Origin of the sequence: Cellulophaga sp. 20_2_10, from assembly GCF_023476645.1 — a bacterium.
Taxonomy (GTDB): Bacteria; Bacteroidota; Bacteroidia; order Flavobacteriales; family Flavobacteriaceae; genus Cellulophaga.
Genome location: NZ_JAMCOJ010000001.1, coordinates 503116 through 524446 on the forward strand (window position 1 = coordinate 503116; position 21331 = coordinate 524446).

The following is a 21331-nucleotide window of genomic DNA, read 5'->3' on the forward strand; positions in this document are numbered from 1 at the left end:
TAACATAGATCAATGCAAACAAGTGTAATGCTTATTAAATTTGTTGTAAATAAGATTAGAATATGGAGTACAAACTAATTAATAACACAGAAAAAAGCAGATTTGAGGTACACGTTGGTCCTTATACTGCTATTGAAGAATACAAACTTTTTGATGGTGGTATTTCTTATATACATACAGAAGTTCCTAAAGAACTTGCTGGCAAAGGGGTTGGTTCTTTTATAGCCAAGTCTATTTTAGAATATGCAATTACAAACAAGTTAAAAGTAAAACCATATTGCACGTTTATAAAAAGTTATATCGATAAACATCCTGAATATCAAAAAATCTCAGTTTTTCATAATAAAAACTTACAATAATGAGTATTAAAAACATAGAATTAATAGCAACTCCTAGAGCTCCGCACTTTGTAGGAGACGGATTTAGAGTTCATAATTTTATACCTAGCGGATTTAGGTTAGATATGGAACGTATGAGTCCGTTTATTTTACTAGACTACAACTCTAAATATAATTTTCCGCCATCAGACTCTCCAAAAGGTGTTGGCGTACATCCGCACAGAGGTTTTGAGACCGTAACCGTTGCCTACAAGGGCAAAATTGCACATCACGACAGTAGTGGCGGTGGTGGTATTATTGGTGAAGGTGGCGTACAATGGATGACAGCTGCATCTGGTGTTTTACACAAAGAATACCACGAAGAAGAATTTAGCAAAACAGGAGGCGAATTCCAGATGGTACAACTCTGGGTTAATTTACCTGCTAAGGACAAAATGAGTAAGCCTAAATACCAAGGGTTATCTAATGGTGATATTAACAAGCATACTTTAGATAATAATGCGGGCACTATAGAGGTTATTGCAGGTAATTATAATAATACAATGGGCTCTGCAAGTACATTTACTCCTTTACATATGTACAATGCAAAATTAAACACAGACAAAGAAGCTTCTTTTAGTTTTCCTGAAGATTACAATACAGCTGTTTTAGTTATAGAGGGTTCTATTACTATAAATGATAAAGAAAATGTTGCTACAGATCATTTTGTATTGTTTGAAAACAAAGGAGAAGACTTTACAATTAAAGCGACAGAAAAAGCAATTGTTTTAGTCCTAAGCGGAAAACCAATTAATGAACCTATTGCAGCTCAAGGTCCGTTTGTAATGAATACAAAAGAAGAAATAAAACAAGCCATAAACGATTTTAATATGGGCAAGTTTGGTTATTTAGAAGATTAAAAAAGATACATTATGAAAACAATATTACATAAAGCAGATACAAGAGGACACGCTGATCACGGTTGGCTAAATAGCTACCATACCTTTAGCTTTGCAAATTACCAAGATACAGAACGAATGAATTTTGGAGCATTACGTGTATTAAATGACGATACCGTGAGTGAAGGCAGAGGTTTTGGCGCACATCCTCATCAAAATATGGAAATTATATCTATACCTCTAGAGGGTGATTTGCAACATCAAGATAATATGGGAAACTCCACTGTAATTAAACAAGGAGATATTCAAATTATGAGCGCAGGTACAGGTGTAACTCATAGCGAGTATAACAAAAACAGAGATAAAGCTGTACAGTTTTTACAAATATGGGTAATACCTAATAAAGTAAATGTTACTCCACGATACGATCAAATTTCTACAATAGAACTACAAAAAGAAAACGAAATATACCAAGTCTTATCCCCTAATAAAAACGATGCTGGTGTTTGGGCGCATCAAGATGCTTGGTTTAGTTTAGGTGATTTTTCTAAAGAGACTACTTCTAATTATAAATTACATATGCCTAACAATGGTGTTTATGCTTTTATTTTAGAGGGTGCTATAGAAATAGAAGGTCAAAAATTACATAAAAGAGATGGTTTTGGACTTTGGGATGTAGATACTATAGAAATAAAAGCTACTAAAGACAGTAAAATTTTACTAATGGAAGTTCCTATGGAATTTTAATTGAAAAAATTATATAACTTTAGACTAAAAAAATGTCTAATACACAACTAATTATTGAAGAACGCGCAGCTAATATAGGAAACTTCCTTGTTGGTCGTTTGTTACCGTTTAGACAAAAAAGAAGTGTAGGCCCTTTTGTTTTTATAGATCATATGGGACCTGCAACTTTAACTGAATCTGAAAACTTAGATGTGCCACCACACCCACATATTGGCTTATCTACATTAACTTTTTTGTTTGATGGTAGTATTATGCACAAAGACAGTTTGGGAACAGCAATAGAAATAAAACCTGGCGCGGTAAATTGGATGACTGCCGGAAAAGGTGTTGTACACTCCGAGCGTACTCCTAATTACTTACGCAATACACAGAAAACATTACATGGCTTACAGATTTGGGTTGCATTACCTAAAGAGTTAGAACATTGTGAACCTAGTTTTTATCATATAAACGAAGAAGATATTCCTACTTGGACAGCAAACGAAATTGCAATAAAATTAATCGCAGGAGAAGTTTTTGGTAAAAAATCTCCAGTTCCTGTACATAGTAAATTGTATTTTATAGAACTAAAAAGTACAATTAAACAAACTGTAGATCTAGGCAAGCATTTATTTGGAGAAAGTGCTTTATATATTTTAGAAGGTAGCATTGTTAGTGAAGAACACACCTACCAATCTAAACAAATACTAATAGCAAAAGATAGTAGTTTATGTTCTTTTACAATGAATAAAAACACAACTGTTTATATTTTTGGAGGAGAACCATTCCCCGAAGAACGTTATATACATTGGAATTTTGTTTCTTCTAGTAAAGAAAAAATAGAACAAGCAAAAACAGATTGGAAAAATCAAACTTTTGATAAAGTTCCTGGTGAAACTGAATTTGTACCCCTACCAGAACCAAGAACTAAATAAAAATTATAAAGAACGTCAGATTAATAAGGAGTAAAGTTTTGTTTTGATAAATCTTTACGTATGCGACTTAAACTTTCTGGGGTTATTCCTAAATAGGAAGCTATCATCCATTGCGGAACTCGTAACAAAACATCTGGATACAATTTTATAAACTCTAAATATCTTGTTTTAGCGGATGCTCCCAAAAGTAAATGTATTCTTCTGTTTAAATGTCTAATATGATTGTGTAGTAATTTTTCATTCTTTTTTCTAAATGATGGTGTAAATTCTGCTAAAAGCTCTACAAATTGTTCATCTAATAGAACTACTACAGTATCTTCTAAAGCATCTATGTAATAGTTAGATGGCTCTTTAAAATATACACTATCTCTATCTGTAACCAACCAGTTTTCTGTACCAAATTGTAATATATTTTCTTTACCGTTTTCATCTAAACCATAAAAACGTAACAATCCTTTTTCTACATAAAAGGTGTATTTACAAACATCACCTGCTTTTAAAAGTTGTTCCCCTTTTAGAACATCCCTGCTTTTAATGTAAGGTGATAATTGTTCATAGGCAGTAGCTTCTACTCCCATTTTATCAAAAAGATATGTTTTAAAGTTCTGTAGCATTTTAGTATGTTTACTATTTTTAAACAAAAAAACCGAAGCATAAACTCTTCGGTTTTTTTGTATTAAAGTAACTAATTTTTAAAAGAAGTATCCAACAGAAAACTGAAGCACACCATTTCTTCCATTAAAATCATTAATATTCGTTAAACCAAAATTGTAACGAACACCAAAATTAATTCCATTATCTAACTTATAACCGACCCCAACATTTACTCCTACCTCCATACGTTCATAGTTACTAGTTACAGAAGATCCATTAAGTTTCGCAGAGGATAAATATCCTATTTGAGGCCCTGCTTCTAAACTAAAACCTTTTGCAACGTAATATTTACCAATTAACGGAAGGTTTAAATAACTTAAATCTAGCGTATTTCCTCCTCCACTACTACCTTGTCCAGAATATAATAGTTCTGGTTGAAAAGAAAATTTTCCATTAATTGGTATTTCTGCTATAAACCCAAAATTAAAGGACGTTACAGTTTCAAAATATTCCGCTTCTCCATAAAGAGAAGAAAAGTTAAGCCCTCCTTTTATTCCAAATTGAATGTCTTGTTTGTCTTGAGCATTAACATTTGCTACTCCAAAAGCAGCCAAAATAAAAGTTAGTAATAATTTTTTCATAATTAAAGTTTTAAAACAAATCAACTAGTTATATGTTTAAGTAACCCATTAATTTTCAAAAATTTAACTATTTTAACTTACTTTAACAAGTTGAATTAACTTACAAATAAATGTATTTATATATACATAATTACTAACATAAAAAATTGAAATTTTAGTGTATTCTTTTTTGAAAAACTAGTATCTTTTTATTCTTTTCTTTTCTTTCTACGGAAGGATAAAAAACAACGGCATAACCGTTTTCTTTAGTTTTATTAATACTAGCTATAATCAAATTAGGTTCTTCTAACTCTAAGACATCTCCACTGATTAAATTCTTATACCCTTTAGTGTCTTTACTATAAAAAAGTTCTAAAACTTCATCATTTTTTATAGTTAACCAACCATTACCAAATTCTGTATTAAATTGAACTATAAAAGTATCGTCTTTAATTTGTACAGGCTGCCACGTATTAAAAAACTCATCTTTAATAGCTATAATAGCTTTGGAGGAACAAACGTTATCTGCCGTTATCGTTTCTATACTAATCTCACCCTTTTTTTCATATAAAACATAAGAGTTAGACTCAAAAGATAAACTAATAATTTGCCAAAAATAATTTGTAGTTGCTTTTAACGCTCTACTTTTTACCTCTGTTCCTTTTTCATCTATTTGTCTATGCAGCCAAGTATTACCACTACTAGAAAGTAAGTGAATTTCATTAGCATTAATATATATATTATTGTCTCTAGGGAGTGGTACTTTTTTATTGTATTTTTTTTTAAGAACACCATTCTTAAATTCCATTGCTAAAAGCTTATCTGGTTTTTTGTCGTCCCAAATATCTACATCATAAAAAATAGAAAACTGCTTAGAGACACCTATAAAACCACCAGTAAAAGGCCTATTTCCTTTAGGTAAATCGGTGTTTCCTCTATTAAAAAGTGGAATGCTAATTTCTAATTCTTTATCAGGATGGTAAGGAATTAGAGATACATAATTTTCTAAATCTGGATTAATAAATAAGGTAGGCAAAATACCATCATCCTCTATAAAACTTTCTGCTTTTCCTGTGTCATCTATAACAGTATACACCAGATTATATCCATCGTCTTCATTATAAATATAACTTGCAACTAGCGTCTGCTCCTTACAAGATATACTCTTTTTTACGGATACTTCATTTTTAACCGTTAAGGTTGTTAATACACCATAACTAGATTCCGATGCTGAAACTGTAAAAGGAGTTATTTTATCAATATTCTTCATTTGAAAAGACTTAAAAATTAGAAGTAGTTAAATATATTAAACTTAATCTGTTCTAAGAATAAGCATGCAACAAATCATTAACCTCTTCTAATAACCAAGCACTAAAACTTTCATAAGAGTCGTTATCTTCTAGCCAATGCTCTAAAGGAACTTCCGCTCTAAATAATGCAAAAGTGGCATACTCACGTTTAAATTCATCAAGAATAAACCCTCCCATTTCACCAGATACAGTATTAATTACAATTAAAATCTTTGGAAAAGGATCTTCTCCGTAGTTTTTAAAAATACTAGTTGCGTTCTCTAAATATTTCTGTGGAGCTATAACTTTAAATCCCCACGGAATAAACAAGTCGGCCTCACCAATCGTTTCTAAAAACAAACAATAATCTTGGGGTAACTTTACATTGTTAACTTCCTCAAAATCTACTATTTCTTGTTTTGTAATAGGGCTATACCGAATAAAGCTATTGGCATCCTCCCCTACTTGAGTTAACGGATTTCCATTACTTAAGCTTACCCAACTAGCTAGTTGTGTGCATTGTTCTTTAAAATCCATTATACGTTATAATACATTTGTTATTCTGCTGTTGCTTATTTTTAATTACCACTTCATTCGCTGCAACCTAACTGCATTTAAAATAGCTAGTAAAGCTACACCAACATCTGCAAAAACGGCTGCCCACATTGTTGCTAAACCACCAGCCCCTAAAAGTAAAACAATTAGTTTTACTCCAAAAGCTAATGCTATATTTTGCCAAACTATTATTCTTGTAGATTTACCAATCTTTATGGCTTGTACAATTTTAGATGGCTGATCTGTTTGTATAATTACATCTGCTGTTTCTATAGCCACATCACTACCTAACCCACCCATTGCAATACCAACATCACTAACAGCAAGTACAGGAGCATCATTAATACCATCACCCACAAAAGCTACAACAGCGTTTGGATTGGTCATAATATCTTCAACCTCTTTTAGTTTTTGCTCTGGTAACAAACCACCTTTAGCTCTTAGAACATTAATCTCTTTTGCTACTTTTTTTGTAATAGAATCCCTATCACCAGAAAATATATAAAAATCTTTTACGCCAACTTTATAAGCTTCAGAAATAGTCTCTTTTGCATCTTCCTTAATTTCATCTGCAATAATAACATAGCCTGCAAATTGGCCATCTATTGCTATTAAAACACTAGATTCCACAACATCTTCTATCTCTGTTAACGCATCTATTTTATAATCTAATAATAAGGCCGCGTTACCTACCAAAACTTTTTTATTATTAACAATACCTTTTAAGCCTTTCCCTGCAATTTCATTGGCATCTATTGCTTTAAACGTTTCATCTAACGGATAATCTAAAAGTGCTTGTGCTATTGGGTGTGTAGATGTAGCTTCTAATGCTAGTACATACTGCATCATTTCTTTTTCTTCCATAATTAAAGTATGGATTTCCTGAATTTTAAATACACCTTTTGTAATAGTCCCCGTTTTGTCCATCACCAATGTATTTACTTTTGCTATAGTATCTAAAAAAGAAGCCCCTTTAAACAAAATTCCGTTTTTAGACGCAGCTCCTAATCCTCCAAAATAACCCAGCGGAATAGAAATGACCAATGCACACGGACAAGAAATAACTAAGAATATTAACGCCCTGTACAACCAATCTCTAAATACATAATCATCTACAAAAAAATATGGAAACAAGGTTAAACCCATAGCTAAAAACACTACAATTGGCGTATACACCTTAGCAAATTTCCTTATAAATAATTCGGTTTTAGATTTACGAGCCGTAGCATTTTGCACCAACTCTAAAATACGAGCTATAGAACTGTCTTTAAATTCCTTAGTAGCTTTTATTTCTATTACGTCTTGCAAATTAATACTACCTGCATAAATAACATCATTTTTACCAATTGTAGCTGGCTTACTTTCACCGGTAATAGCAGCTGTATTTAAAGATGCCTTAGCAGAAAATAAGACACCGTCTACGGGTACTTTTTCTCCGGATCTTACCCGTATTTTTTCTCCTATTTTTATAGCGTCTGGTAAAACAGAAATATATTCGTTATTTCTAAAGACTAAGGCTGCTTTAGGCCTAACATCTAACAATGCTTGTATATTGCTTTTTGCTCTTGTAACCGCTGCACTTTGGAACAGCTCACCAACGGCATAAAAAAGCATTACGGCAACACCTTCTGGGTATTCTCCTATAGCAAAAGCACCTATTGTTGCAATTGACATTAACAAAAACTCAGTAAAATAATTACCTCTTTTAATACTTAACCATCCTTCTTTTACAACAGGAAGACCTACAGGTAAATAAGCAATAGTATACCAAACAATTCGTATAAATCCTTTAAAAAAGGAAGCTAAGTTAAAATAATCTGCTGCAACACCAATAAGTAGCATTGTAAAACTAATTATTGCCGGCATATATTCTTTTATACCAGAATTTGTATTAGAATGACTGTGATTGTGTGTATGGTTGTGTGTATTTTTTTCTAGATCTTTTAACTCTTTTCTCTCTTTCATATTCAAATTTCTATAAAATATACGTGCAACAATAGTGCATTGGACTTAACTGCATTTGTTACATATTCCTTTTAGCACCAAATTTGCATTTTCTGCAATAAAGCCATCCGGAACTTCTACTTTCGGAATCTTATAATCTGTTAAACAGATCGTTTCTTCACAATTATTGCAATGAAAATGTAAATGCAAATCTGTTTCCAGTTCGCACTTACAATTCGTTTTGCATAAAGCATATTTAGTACCTGTAGAGCCTTCATTTATTTGATGAACAATACCTTTATCTTCAAACGTTTTTATTGTTCTATATAATGTAGTTCTATCTACTTTATCAAATGCTTTCTCTATATCACTAAGTGTAACCGCGTTACTCCTTTCTGCTAAAAACTTATAAATTAAGAGTCGCATTGCTGTTACCCTAATTCCTTTTGTTGTTATATGTTGCTCTATAGTTTGCATATGCTTAATGACTATGTTCTGCTTCTCCCTTTTTCATTTCTGCCAATAAATAATATGCATTATTATAAGCAAATTTGGTATTCGGATCTATAGGTACTAAAAAATTTACAGCTGCCCAAGAATCTACCGTATTTCCTTTTGAAATTTCTATAGGTTTAAAACTCCAATCTTCATTTTCTTTTTCTACTGTAAACACAAAAAATCGTTCTCCGTCTTTAACAATAGCATTTTCTGGCAACGCAATTCCCTTTTTACTATCTATCTCTATTCTACCCTCTATATACATACCAGGTATTAAATTGTCTTTCTTATTCTCAATTTCTGCGTGTATATGCACTGCTTTTGGATTTTCTTCAAAAGTTTTACCTACAGATATAATTTTAGCCCTTAGCTGTTCTCCCGGTACAGATTGCACACTAAAACTTACTATTTGCCCCTCTTTTACCTTATGCACGTCTTTTTCAAAAACCATTAAATCTGCATGTATATGGTGTGTATCTACAACCTCAAACAACTCGGTTTGTGGATCTACATATTGCCCAGTTTTAATTGCTACTTTTTGCACATAACCTTCTATAGGGCTTACTAATGGTACTTGCTTAAAAATGTTCCCTTTACGAACGCTGGCTACATTTATATGTAAAATTTGCAATTGTGCAGCTAAACCATTTACTAAAGATGTAGATACATTATAACTCGCCTCTGCTTGTTGGTATTTACTACCTGAACCAACACCGGCCTCATACAACTTTTTTTGTCTTTCAAAATCTTGCTTTACAAAATTACTATTGCTGTATGCATTTAAATAATCTGTTTGTAGTTGAATAATATTTGGATGTGATACATAAGCCACAACTTGCCCTTTACGAACTTTATCCCCTTCTATAACCTTTATAGAAACCACATTAGAACCTATAGTCGCTGTAATAGAAGCTTCATTTTGTGGCGGAACCTCTAAGCGTCCATTTGCTTCAACAAAACCACTTATAGTACGCTTCGTTAGTGTATCAACCTCCATTTGTAAAGCTGTAAATTGTTGGGCTGTTAACATCACCTCTTCTTCATGACCATCTTCTTTATGCTCATCTTTTACCTGTTCATTAGGTTTATTGGTGTCTTCTAAATGACCTTCTTTGGTACTGCCCGTATTCTTACAACTAGAAACTCCAATTGCAAATACCAAAACTGTTATATAAATGTATTTTTTCATCTTAATTTTGATTATAATATTGAACTTGAAACAAACTATCCATATAATTTTTAAATGCAGATTGTGCATCTAATTCTGTTTGTATAGCAGCTTTTATTAATTGTGTAAAACCGTTGTAATCCAAAGCCCCCTCTTTATAGGCAAACAATGCTCCTTTACGTTGTTCTTTTGCCAAAGGCAGAACCTGATCTTTGTAAAATAACCAAGAAGAATTCCATTTTTTATAGTTTTCTATAGTTTGATAAAATTCAGATTCAAGCTGCTTTTTAGTATACGCGGCTTTAGAGGATGCAATTTCTTTATCTATTTTAGTCGTTTTAATTTGTGCCTTAGTTGAGCCTGATAAAAACGGAATAGACAAACCTGCTTGATAACTATAAAAACCAGAAGTACCATTTATACGTTGCACTCCGCCCTGAAGATTAAACTTTGGTAAATTTTTAGCTTTAGCCGCCTTATAATTAGCATCTGCCAATGATACTGCATTCTCTAACATTGTATATTTAGGATGATTTTTAAATTCTGGTTGTTCTTCTACAACTATTATATTGTATTCATCTGTAACACCATAAAACAAATCACTTGGTAACCATAAGTTTAGCTGTGACAGCGCTATATTGTAATTAGCACTTGCTTTTTTGTATTGATTTTTAATTTCTAAAGCTTGACTTTTGGCTGCCAAATATTCTAGTCTGGAGATCGCTTCTACTTCGTAATTTAGACCTATAGCTTTATCAAATTTCACATAAATAGAATCTAACTCTGTATACAATACAAACCTTTTTTTTGCCTGCAATGCATTTGCCCAAGCAAGTTTAACTTGCTTTTCTACCTCCAACAAGGAAAGTGAGTATGCCTTTTTAGCAAGCTGTATTTGTTGCTCTTGTACTTTCTTTTTAGATGAAATTCCTAAAACATCTATATTAGATTGTCTAAACCCCACTAGAGTGTAAACCCCTGCCACATCGTTAATTTCCTCGCCACCAGTAAAAACAGAAGTTACTCCTAAGTCTACTGCGCTACTTTTTAACTCTATTTGTTTAGCTACCTCTAAAGCATTTTGCTTTATTGAGGGATAATATGTAGCAGATAAAGAAACTGCCTGTTCTAAACTAATTTCTTGCTGTACCAACTTAGCATCTTGTGCTTGCAATCCAAATGAAGATAAAAAGAATAATACTATAGTTGTAGTAACCACAACCGGCTTCTTTTTAAATGTAAATTTGCCATCTTCTACCCAATGGTATAAAATTGGTAAAATAAATAAGGTTAATAACGTTGCAGTTACTAAGCCTCCAATAACCACAGTTGCTAACGGACGCTGTACTTCTGCTCCTGCTCCAGATGAAATTGCCATTGGCAAAAAGCCTAAAACATCTGTAAATGCTGTTAACATAATTGGTCTAATTCTACGTTTAGTTCCTTCAATAATTCGGTCTTTTAAATTGATAACACCTTCTTCTTTAAGTTCATTTAAACCACTAACCATAACCAAACCATTTAGTACAGCTACTCCAAAAAGCACAATAAAACCAACACCTGCAGAAATACTAAAAGGCATATCCCTAAGCCATAATGCAAATACACCACCGATGGTTGCCATTGGTATAGCCACATAAATCATTAATGTTTGTGGCACCGACTTTAATGCAAAATAGATTAAAATAAAAATAAGCAATAGCGCTAAAGGCACTACCGTTTTTAACTTATTACTTGCACGTTCTAAATTCTCAAAAGCTCCACCATACCTTAGATAATATCCAGGAGGCAAACTTAATTTCTCATCTAAAATATCTTGTATATCTAAAACAACAGATTTAACATCACGATCTCTAATATTAATGCCGACGTAAGTTCTCCGATTGGTATTATCTCTACTAATTTGCATTGGACCTGGCTTGTAGCTTATATCTGCTACTTCTCGTAACGGAATTTGAGAGCCAGAAGGCAAGTTTACAAACAAGTCTTTTACATCAGTAATATCACTTCGGTTGTCTTTATTTAATCGCACAACCAAATCAAATCGTTTTTCTCCTTCAAAAATTACACCTGCTTTTTTGCCTGCAAAAGCAGCTTCTACAATACCGTTTAAAGTTGTTACCTGCAATCCATATTGTGCTAGTTTATTGCGGTTGTAATTAATAGAAATTTGTGGTTGTCCGGTTGTAGCTTCCACTTTCATATCTGCAACACCTTCTACACCCGCTATTAATTTTCCTATTTCTTCTGCTTTAGAGGCTAGAATGTCTAAATCGTCTCCAAATAATTTAATAGCTACATTTTCTCTAACACCTGTAAGCAATTCATTAAATCGCATTTCTATGGGTTGCGTAAACTCAAAATTAACACCAGGAACTAGGCTAACTTCTTCCTTTATTTTACCAATTAATTCTTCTTTAGATGAAGCCGATGTCCATTCTGATGGATCTTTAAGAATAGCAAAAACATCTGCAATATCCATAGGCATAGGATCTGTAGGTACATCTGCAACACCAATACGACTAACTATAGTAATTACTTCAGGGAATTTTGCTTTTACTATTTGCTCTATTTTAGTTGTAGTTTCAATTGTTTCTGTTAAAGAACTTCCCGGTTTAAGTATTGCGTGAAAAGCAATATCACCTTCATCTAATTGCGGAATAAATTCGCCTCCCATTTTTGAAAAAACAAAGACTGTTGATACCAATAAAGCAATAGAAATACCTAAAATTAATTTTCCCTTTTTTAATGATCTTTCAAGTAATGGCTGATATTTAGCTTCTACCCAATGCACAAATTTATCTCCATACGATAGCTTATTATTCTTTGGTGCTCTTAAAAATAAAGCCGAAATCATTGGCACATAAGTTAAACACAAAATCATAGCGCCAACCATTGCAAAAATAAATGTCAACGCCATTGGTTTAAACATTTTACCCTCTACACCTTCTAGTGCTAGAACAGGAATAAAAACAATTAAAATAATTAACTGACCAAAGAAGGCTGCATTCATCATTTTTTTTGAAGAAGAACGTGCTATTTCATCTCTTTCTGTAGCACTAATCTCTTTCCGTTTTAGTATTTGCGACGCTATTAAAAAAACTGTACTTTCTACTATAATAACAGAACCATCGACAATAATACCAAAATCTATAGCACCTAAACTCATTAAGTTAGCCCATACGCCAAAGACATTCATTAAAATAAAAGCAAAAAGTAGGGAAAGCGGAATAGTAGATGCTACAATTAAACCACCACGCCAGTTACCCAAAAGTAATACCAATACAAATATTACAATTAAACCTCCTTCAAATAAGTTTTTAGTTACCGTACTTGTTGTCTCTGTTATAAGCTCACTTCTGTCTAAAAAAGGTTTTATAGATACCCCTTTAGGCAATGATTTTTGTATCTGTACAATTCGGTCTTTTACGTTTGTTATAACATCGTCGGTATTAGCGCCTTTAAGCATCAAAATCATACCACCAACGGCCTCTCCTTTTCCATCTTTGGTTAAGGCCCCGTAACGCACAGCACTACCAATAGTTACTGTTGCAATATCTTTGATTTTTATGGGAATGTTATTTTCCTTTTTAACTACAATATGGGCAATATCTTCTATAGATTTTACCAAACCTTCTCCTCTTATAAAGTTCGCTTGATGATTTTTTTCGATATACGCACCACCTGTATTTTGGTTGTTATTTTTTAAGGCTTCAAAAACATCTGAAATAGTAAGACCAATAGCCGTAAGCTCACTAGGGTTTATGGCAACCTCGTATTGTTTTATTTTACCTCCAAAAGCATTTACCTCTACAACCCCTGGCACCATTGCCATTTGTCGTTTAACAATCCAGTCTTGTAATGTTCTTAGTTTTATGGCATCAAAATCTTTTTCATATCCTTTTTCTACCTCTAAAGTATATTGATAAATTTCTCCCAGACCAGTAGATATAGGCCCCATTGATGGTTTACCAAATCCGTCTGGAATTTGCTCTTGTATTTCTGGTAGTTTTTCAGATACTAATTGCCGTGGTAAATACGTACCTACAGCATCATCAAAAACAATAGTAACAACAGACAAACCAAATCTAGAAATAGAACGTATTTCTTTTACATCCGGTAAATTACTCATTGCCAGTTCTACTGGGTACGTAACAAATTGCTCTATTTCTTCGGTTCCTAAATTTGGTGCTTGCGTAATTACTTGCACCTGATTATTTGTAATGTCTGGCACAGCATCTATGGGTACTTTGGTTACACTCCAAATACCAGCGCCTATAATAGCCAGGGTAAATAGGCCAATTATAAATTTATTATTGATTGAAAAATCAATGATTTTATTAATCATAAAAAAGTATTAATACAGTTAAACTTTTGATGATTTTTAGAATTAATCATCAAACAAATGACTTTAAGAAGTCTAAACAGGATATAAGTATCCTATTAAAAAACTGTATTATACCCTAGGAGGTTGCAAAAAGGAACGTGAAATATCTTTTCCTAAACTATTAAAATAAAGAATAAGATTTGCTGAAATGTCTGGTGAAGGCAATTCTACTTCTACTATTGCGTAATATGTTGCGTTTATATGGCAACAATGGCATTGACAAAAAGGAGAACACATATCTACATGTCCGTGGTTATCTAACGATGACTGTACTAAATTAACTGTGTCACTAGAATCTAACACAACAACATCTTCACAAGGAATAAAGTTTAGTGTTAATATATATAATGATAATATGATTGTTAGTACTTTCACACCACAAACTTATAAACTTTTACAATGCAATGTTGTTGCAAAAGCAAAAAAATCTTAAATATTAAATTTTAATTGTAAAAAAGAAGATACTATCACGACCAAAGGCACGTTATAGATGCTATTATAAAACGTAAAAATTAGTATTTTTTTATGTTTATAATATGTTTATTATTAAAATGGTAATGTTAAATTTGCAAATTAAAACCTAACCAAAAGTGATTATAGAATACATTATAGCAATATTATGGAGTTTATCCCCATTTGGAGAAGCCAAAGTTGGTATACCCTATGGTATGTATAACGGGTTAAACATCTATGTTGTTTTTATTTTATGTTTCTCTGCTAATGTACTGGTTTTTCCCATAATGCTTTTCTTTTTACACAAAATAAACCACTACTTATTAAAGTGGCGTGTATATAAAAAAGGAGCCATTTTTGTTGCTCGTAAAGCTAAAACAGGCTCTGGAGATAAGATTAAAAAGTATGGTTTTTGGGGTTTAATCTTTTTTGTAATGCTCCCAGTACCTGGCACAGGTGTCTATGCAGGTACAATTGCCACTTATTTATTTAAAATTGAACGAAAGAAAGCTTTTTTAGCTAATGTTATTGGTATTTTCTTTTCTTCTGTAATTGTATGGGTAGTCACGTATTTAGCTATGCACGGCATGTCTATGTAAAAACAAGCTATTACTTTATTCTTTTTTTTAGCTCTTCCATAGATTCTTGTAGCTCTTTTAATAGTCCTTTTTCTGTAGTTGTATCTAAACCAAAAGAAATTTTACTATTTACTTGCCAAAGTTCCTGTATTTGATCGTTAGCGACTTGGTACGGAGGATATGTTTCGTTTAAAGAAATCAAGGAAACTGAGTTACTATTGGGTACTTTTTCTATCTTTTTAACCAAAACGGCATCATACAAAACAACCACATACATTTTATTTGCACTAACATCGTCTAAACTTTCTGTAGCTTTGGCTAAAACCCATTCTCCTGGGTATAAATTAGGCAACATACTATCCCCTTCTACCTGAAAACCCCTGTAGCTTGCATTTCTAAATTCGGGAATAGGTAAATCAAAAGCTGGTAATTGTTTGTACCAACTTGCATCTTGTATATTTTGTGGGTAACCCGCAGCAGCTTTAGCATTAACAAGTACCATATTTTCACGGTCTTCTGCATCTACAGTAACAAATTTTGGAATTACACTATTTACTTTCGTAGATAAATATTGCTGATCGCTGTCTCCAAAAAGCCATAGCGGATTTATTTTAAATTGTTTTAAAAGCTCTGTTACAACTTTTCCAGACAATTTTGTGCGTCCCCGTTCTATATCTGCTGTTGTTTTAGAAACACCAAGTAATTTTGCAAATTCAGGCTGAGTAAAATCAAGACCTTTACGTACTTCTATAAAACGCTTTACTTCTATTGTATTCTCTTTTCCCATACGCTAATATACAACTTAAGGAAAAAATCCAACTATAAAATTGGATTAAATCCAATAAATATATTTTTTTTTGACCAAACCTAGGTTGTAATTACGTATAGGCCTCTCAAATTATGTTGTATACAACAATAAAACACTAAAAAACAATTATATACGTTAACCTAACCAATAACCTTAATCAATTTAAAAATATGAAAAAAGTTAACCTATTACTTGTATGCTTTTTAGCTGTAAATTTTTTCTCTTGTTCATCTGACGATGATTCATCAGCAAAAAATAACGATGCAGAAATTAATGCTCAAGAAAATGAACCACTAGAAATAAACAATGTAAGTTCTGCTTTAATTATAGAAGGAGCTACTAAAAAAACAGGATCTATTACTCCTACTGGTGGTTTAGAGTTTACTATGGATTACAGTAAACAATCTGCTTTTCAGAAAAATGGATTTGAAATTGAATTTAATTCTGCTTCTGACTATACAGGTGCTTACATACAGTTAAAAGATGAAAACGGAATGGCAGATTCTTATTTTGATATTCCTAGAAGCGAAATTTCAATATCAGGTAAAGGAGAACAAACTAAAAAGAATAGAAGCTTTTTAAAAGGAAAATCTGCTGGCAAAGAAAATGATGCTACTATTGAAGTAAACTTAGAAGAAAGTGTTACTGCTGGTACTTTTTGTTACCTTATTTGTTTATATGATGGTGAAGGTAACATTAGCGAACCTACAGAAGTTTGTGTAACTGTTGAAGCTTGGGGAGGAAAAAGTGACTTAGTAGGCTCTTGGAAATTTACAAAAGAAATTGCGGATAACGAAGAAATAAAAGTGAATGAAGAGGATTGTTCCACTTTTGACTATACCTTATGTAATGAAGAAGTAATTGTTGACGAATGTTCTACCGTTAATTTTTTAAATCTAAAATTTAATAGTGATGGAACATTTAATTACCAAAATTCTTTCTCTGAGAAAAACATAAATTGGAATAATAGTGATGAAGCTTGTGATGTTATTTATGATGAGGAAGACACTTCCGCAGATAAATCTGGAAAATGGGCATACAATGAGGAGGATAATAAACTTACCTTAGTTGTTTTTTCTGAAACAGAAACTTATGATGGCGAAGAAGAATCTTATGTTTTTGAGAATGGGGCATTAGACCTTGAAGGAACAATTACAATTTCTGGATCTACTTTAATAATAAAGGAATTATTTGAAAATGTTGGTTTAGAAGATGATATTTATGAGTATTACTTTGAAAAAGAATAACTAATTTAAAATTAGTACTTTACCAGATTAAGAGCCCAAACTATATTTTAGTTTGGGCTTATCTTTTTTTTAAATAGTGCTTTTTTATTTACTACGCTCACCTACAAATTGGTCTTCTTTACTTTTAAATAGTACATTAAAAGATGTTAAGCTACCATAAATACGCGTAATATATTGTTGCAAGTCTATCTTTTCTTGATCTACAAGGTTTTTACTCGCGTTAATTTTTTGCTCCATAACTCTAATTCGGTCACGCACCATTACTATTTTATGAAAAAAGGTATCAATTGGTATTTCCTTATTAGAAGATTTACCATCTCCTGGTTCCAATACAAGTGTCCCATTTTTCCATTTATCACCAATTGGTGTTACGCTAGAAGCATCGCTCCATTTTCTTAATATCGAAATTAAAGAAGTTTCTACATCAGAGAAACTAACACTATCTACTTCGTCCTCTACCGCTTCAATAACCTCAAAATTAGCATCTATACCTATTGTTTCTAATCCGTTTTCTATAAACGTAACCCAATAATGCTTACTAGTTACATTTGTTACTACCCCTTTTCCTAATTCTATATGTTGTATTCTAGATCCTATTCCTAAAACTTGCATTCTTATTTTTTTTTTTGGTTTATGTCGCTAATTTAAAATTACAAGAGGAATTAACAAAAAGTAAATAGAACCAATTATTAAATTAAATTCCAAAATCGTAACTTAGCAACTTTGCCAAATTAGGAAATGATAACATACGAAGAAAACATAGAGGTTAAAGGTGCACGTGTGCACAACCTTAAAAATATAGACGTTACAATCCCTAGAGAAAAGCTTGTTGTTATAACTGGCTTATCTGGTAGTGGTAAGTCTTCATTGGCTTTTGACACTATTTATGCTGAAGGTCAACGTAGGTATATAGAAACTTTTTCTGCCTACGCGCGTCAGTTCTTAGGTGGTTTAGAGCGTCCAGATGTTGACAAAATAGATGGTTTATCGCCAGTTATTGCCATAGAACAAAAAACAACTTCTAAGTCCCCAAGGTCAACTGTAGGCACAATTACAGAGATTTATGACTTTTTAAGACTACTTTTTGCTCGTGCAGCAGATGCACACAGTTATAATACCGGAGAAAAAATGGTTAGTTATAGTGATGCTCAAATAAAAGAGCTAATTATAACAGATTTTATGGACAAGAAAATAAACGTTCTTGCTCCTGTTATTAAATCTAGAAAAGGCCATTACCGTGAGTTGTTTGAGCAAATTGCAAAGCAAGGCTTTGTAAAAGTTAGAGTAGATGGTGAAATTGTAGACATTGTTAAAGGCTTAAAGTTAGACCGCTACAAAGTACACGACATAGAAATAGTAATAGACAGGTTAAAAATATCTGACAACACAGATCTAGACAAAAGAATTACAGAAACCATAAATACAGCTATGTATAGTGGTGATAATGTATTAATGATTTTGGAAGAAGGTAAAAAAGAACCTCGTTATTTTAGTAGAGATTTAATGTGTCCTACTACCGGTATATCGTATCCAAAACCAGAACCAAATACATTTTCTTTTAACTCACCAAAAGGTATGTGTCCTAGTTGTAATGGTTTAGGACATAAATACCAAGTGAACACCAATAAAATATTTCCAGATCCTAAACTATCTATTAAAGATGGCGGTATAGCTCCTTTAGGAAAATATAAAAATTCTTGGGCTTTTAAACAGTTAGATGTTATTGCACAACGTTACAATTTTAAACTTACAGATCCCATTTCTAAAATACCAGAAGAGGCTATACACGTTATTTTAAATGGAGGTAATGAAACCTTTGAAGTAGACTCTAAAACTTTAGGAATTAAAAGAGATTATAAAATTGAATACGAGGGTATTTCTAATTTTATAGAAAGTCAGTTTAACGAAGCTAACTCTGCTCCTATTAAACGTTGGGCAAAAGAGTTTATGGACAAAGTAGTTTGCCCTACTTGCGAAGGTTCTAGGTTACAAAAAGCTTCTTTGTACTTTAGATTTGATAATAAAAATATTGCCGATTTAGCAACAATGGATATTGTTGACCTGTCAGATTTTTTTAGTAAGGTTGATAAAAAACTGAGTAAAAATCAGCTTAAAATAGCTGAAGAAGTTATTAAAGAAATTAAAACTAGATTACAATTTTTACTTAATGTTGGTCTAGACTACCTATCATTAAACAGAGGCTCTAAATCTTTATCTGGTGGCGAGGCGCAACGTATACGCTTAGCAACCCAAATAGGCTCTCAGTTAGTAGGAGTTTTATATATTTTAGATGAGCCAAGTATTGGTTTACATCAAAGAGATAACGAACGTTTAATAGCATCGTTAGAAGCTTTAAGAGATATAGGGAATTCTGTCATTGTGGTAGAACACGATAAAGATATGATAGAGCGTGCAGATCACGTAATAGATATAGGCCCAAAAGCAGGTAAACACGGCGGGGAAATAATCTCTGAAGGTAAACCCCAAGATTTAAAAAACTTTAATACACTTACTGCCGATTATATTACAGGTAAAAGAGAAATAGCTGTCCCTAAAAAACGTAGAGAAGGTAATGGTAAAAAAGTAACACTTACAGGGTGTACCGGAAACAACCTTAAAAATGTCTCTGTGGAATTTCCGTTAGGTAAAATGATTGGCGTTACCGGTGTTTCTGGTAGTGGTAAATCTACCTTAATTAATGAAACCCTATACCCTATTCTAAATGCTTATTATTTTAACGGTGTTAAAAAGCCTATGCCGTATAAAAAAATTACGGGTTTAGAGCATATAGATAAGGTAATAGATATTAACCAATCTCCTATTGGTAGAACTCCAAGATCTAATCCGGCAACATATACGGGTGTTTTTGGAGAAGTGCGTGCATTATTTGCAAAAACACAAGAAGCAGCCATAAGAGGCTACAAACCAGGACGTTTTAGTTTTAACGTTACTGGCGGAAGATGCGAAACTTGTCAAGGTGGTGGTTTACGTGTTATAGAAATGAACTTTTTACCAGATGTTTACGTAGATTGTGAGACCTGTAATGGGAAACGATTTAATAGAGAAACTTTAGAGATTAGGTATAAAGGGAAGTCCATTTCAGATGTTTTAGAAATGACAATAGATGAAGCGGTAACGTTTTTTGAAAACATACCGAAAATAAACAGAAAACTAAAAACAATACAAGATGTTGGTTTAGGTTATATATCGTTAGGACAACAATCTACTACATTATCTGGTGGAGAAGCACAACGTATTAAATTAGCAACAGAATTATCTAAAAGAGATACAGGCAATACATTTTATATTCTAGATGAACCTACAACTGGTTTACACTTTGAAGATATACGTGTATTAATGGAAGTTTTAAACAAATTAGTAGACAAAGGAAATACCGTTTTAGTTATAGAGCATAATATGGATGTGATTAAAATGGTAGATTATATTATAGATATAGGATATGAAGGTGGTCGTGGTGGCGGTAAGTTAGTTGCCAAAGGAACACCAGAAGAAATAGCTAAAGACAAAAAAAGTTACACTGCTAAATTCCTAAAAAAAGAATTAAAATAATTAAAAATAATGTATACAAAATGGTGTATACACTTTATAAATTAGAATAGAATGAGAAGAGAAAAACACTCAAAAGGCTGGAACGAAATTAAAACAAACGATTCTTGGGCACTTTTTAAAATAATGGGAGAATTTGTACACGGATTCGAGAAAATGAGCGTCATTGGCCCTTGTGTTTCTATATTTGGATCTGCCCGTACAAAAGAAGGTTCTAAATATTACGAATTAGCTGTAGATGTTGCAAAAAGTATTGCAGAAGCAGGATATGGTGTAATTACAGGCGGTGGTCCTGGTATTATGGAAGCTGGTAACAAAGGTGCAAACTTAGCAGGAGGTACTTCTGTAGGTTTAAATATAGAGTTGCCTTTTGAGCAGCATGATAATCCATATATAGACCAAGATAAAAGTATAAATTTTGATTACTTCTTTGTTAGAAAAGTAATGTTTGTAAAATACTCTCAAGGGTTTGTAGTAATGCCTGGAGGCTTTGGTACATTAGACGAACTTTTTGAAGCTATTACATTGATACAAACGAACAAGATTGGTAAATTTCCAATTATACTTGTTGGTTCTACTTTTTGGTCTGGTTTAATGGACTGGGTTAAAGACACAATGTTAAGCGAGGGAAATATTAGCGCCAAAGATTTAGACCTTATTAAAATAGCAGATACTGCAGACGAAGTTGTAGAAATAATTGATGCATTCTACAAAGGACATGATTTAAGTCCAAACTTCTAATATAA

Annotated in this window: 19 protein-coding genes; 8 read left to right on the forward strand and 11 right to left on the reverse strand. The window is 32.4% G+C overall.

From position 1 onward, the window contains the following. Positions 1–62: 62 nt before the first annotated feature. Genes M4I21_RS02285 through M4I21_RS02300 form a run of 4 tightly spaced genes read left to right on the forward strand, consistent with a single transcriptional unit; the run spans position 63 to position 2877 of the window. The gene (locus M4I21_RS02285) at positions 63–359 is read left to right on the forward strand and encodes a GNAT family N-acetyltransferase (RefSeq protein ID WP_249557414.1); all 297 of its coding nucleotides are present in this window, start codon (positions 63–65) and stop codon (positions 357–359) included. Further along, positions 359–1237 (forward strand): pirin family protein, encoded by an 879-nt coding sequence (locus M4I21_RS02290; RefSeq protein ID WP_249557415.1) that lies wholly within the window; start codon positions 359–361, stop codon positions 1235–1237. Before M4I21_RS02285 ends, M4I21_RS02290 begins: the two co-directional genes overlap by 1 nt. 12 nt (positions 1238–1249) lie before the next feature. Then, complete coding sequence (locus M4I21_RS02295; protein WP_249557416.1) at positions 1250–1963, forward strand: pirin family protein; 714 nt, start codon at positions 1250–1252, stop codon at positions 1961–1963. 32 nt (positions 1964–1995) lie between these two features. After that, entirely contained in the window at positions 1996–2877 is an 882-nt protein-coding gene (locus tag M4I21_RS02300) for a pirin family protein (protein ID WP_249557417.1), read from the forward strand. Positions 2878–2897: 20 nt separating this feature from the next. Here the strand turns inward: M4I21_RS02300 and M4I21_RS02305 are convergent, their stop codons facing one another. The 9 genes from M4I21_RS02305 to M4I21_RS02345 all read right to left on the reverse strand — a co-directional run bounded on the left by M4I21_RS02305 (position 2898) and on the right by M4I21_RS02345 (position 14307). After that, positions 2898–3491 carry a Crp/Fnr family transcriptional regulator gene (locus tag M4I21_RS02305; RefSeq protein ID WP_249557418.1) on the reverse strand — a complete coding sequence of 198 codons (594 nt, stop codon included), beginning with the start codon at positions 3489–3491 and terminating at the stop codon, positions 2898–2900. Between the two features lie 78 nt (positions 3492–3569). After that, positions 3570–4112: a porin family protein gene (locus M4I21_RS02310; protein ID WP_249557419.1), complete on the reverse strand. Its 543-nt coding sequence runs from the start codon at positions 4110–4112 to the stop codon at positions 3570–3572. Positions 4113–4266: 154 nt separating this feature from the next. Beyond that, on the reverse strand, positions 4267–5361 hold the full coding sequence (locus M4I21_RS02315) for a hypothetical protein (RefSeq protein ID WP_249557420.1): 1095 nt from the start codon (positions 5359–5361) through the stop codon (positions 4267–4269). A 52-nt stretch (positions 5362–5413) separates the two neighbouring features. Next, positions 5414–5917 (reverse strand): SMI1/KNR4 family protein, encoded by a 504-nt coding sequence (locus tag M4I21_RS02320; protein ID WP_249557421.1) that lies wholly within the window; start codon positions 5915–5917, stop codon positions 5414–5416. Between the two features lie 45 nt (positions 5918–5962). Continuing rightward, positions 5963–7900: a heavy metal translocating P-type ATPase gene (locus M4I21_RS02325; RefSeq protein ID WP_249557422.1), complete on the reverse strand. Its 1938-nt coding sequence runs from the start codon at positions 7898–7900 to the stop codon at positions 5963–5965. 45 nt (positions 7901–7945) lie between these two features. Further along, the gene (locus M4I21_RS02330) at positions 7946–8356 is read right to left on the reverse strand and encodes a Fur family transcriptional regulator (protein WP_249557423.1); all 411 of its coding nucleotides are present in this window, start codon (positions 8354–8356) and stop codon (positions 7946–7948) included. A gap of 4 nt (positions 8357–8360) precedes the next feature. Next, positions 8361–9572 (reverse strand): efflux RND transporter periplasmic adaptor subunit, encoded by a 1212-nt coding sequence (locus M4I21_RS02335; RefSeq protein ID WP_249557779.1) that lies wholly within the window; start codon positions 9570–9572, stop codon positions 8361–8363. After that, positions 9568–13893 carry a CusA/CzcA family heavy metal efflux RND transporter gene (locus tag M4I21_RS02340; protein ID WP_249557424.1) on the reverse strand — a complete coding sequence of 1442 codons (4326 nt, stop codon included), beginning with the start codon at positions 13891–13893 and terminating at the stop codon, positions 9568–9570. The genes M4I21_RS02335 and M4I21_RS02340 overlap by 5 nt, the downstream gene beginning before the upstream one ends. Before the next feature lie 108 nt (positions 13894–14001). After that, positions 14002–14307 (reverse strand): DUF6660 family protein, encoded by a 306-nt coding sequence (locus tag M4I21_RS02345; protein ID WP_249557425.1) that lies wholly within the window; start codon positions 14305–14307, stop codon positions 14002–14004. A gap of 215 nt (positions 14308–14522) precedes the next feature. Between M4I21_RS02345 and M4I21_RS02350 the strand changes: the two genes are divergently transcribed. Next, positions 14523–14984, forward strand: a complete 462-nt coding sequence (locus M4I21_RS02350; RefSeq protein WP_249557426.1) for a COG2426 family protein — start codon at positions 14523–14525, stop codon at positions 14982–14984. A gap of 10 nt (positions 14985–14994) precedes the next feature. On the opposite strand, the gene M4I21_RS02355 is transcribed toward M4I21_RS02350, so the two are convergent. Beyond that, on the reverse strand, positions 14995–15750 hold the full coding sequence (locus M4I21_RS02355) for an XRE family transcriptional regulator (protein ID WP_249557427.1): 756 nt from the start codon (positions 15748–15750) through the stop codon (positions 14995–14997). A gap of 191 nt (positions 15751–15941) precedes the next feature. Between M4I21_RS02355 and M4I21_RS02360 the strand changes: the two genes are divergently transcribed. Beyond that, the gene (locus tag M4I21_RS02360; protein WP_249557428.1) at positions 15942–17018 is read left to right on the forward strand and encodes a DUF5004 domain-containing protein; all 1077 of its coding nucleotides are present in this window, start codon (positions 15942–15944) and stop codon (positions 17016–17018) included. An 84-nt stretch (positions 17019–17102) separates the two neighbouring features. Here M4I21_RS02360 and M4I21_RS02365 read toward each other — a convergent pair whose 3' ends face one another. Beyond that, positions 17103–17630: a DUF8685 domain-containing protein gene (locus M4I21_RS02365; protein WP_249557429.1), complete on the reverse strand. Its 528-nt coding sequence runs from the start codon at positions 17628–17630 to the stop codon at positions 17103–17105. A gap of 126 nt (positions 17631–17756) precedes the next feature. Between M4I21_RS02365 and uvrA the strand changes: the two genes are divergently transcribed. Together uvrA and M4I21_RS02375 are read left to right on the forward strand one after the other, a co-directional pair. Then, complete coding sequence (gene uvrA / locus M4I21_RS02370) at positions 17757–20588, forward strand: excinuclease ABC subunit UvrA (protein WP_249557430.1); 2832 nt, start codon at positions 17757–17759, stop codon at positions 20586–20588. A 51-nt stretch (positions 20589–20639) separates the two neighbouring features. Then, positions 20640–21326, forward strand: coding sequence for an LOG family protein (locus M4I21_RS02375; protein WP_249557431.1), 687 nt, complete (start codon positions 20640–20642; stop codon positions 21324–21326). Positions 21327–21331: the final 5 nt, after the last annotated feature.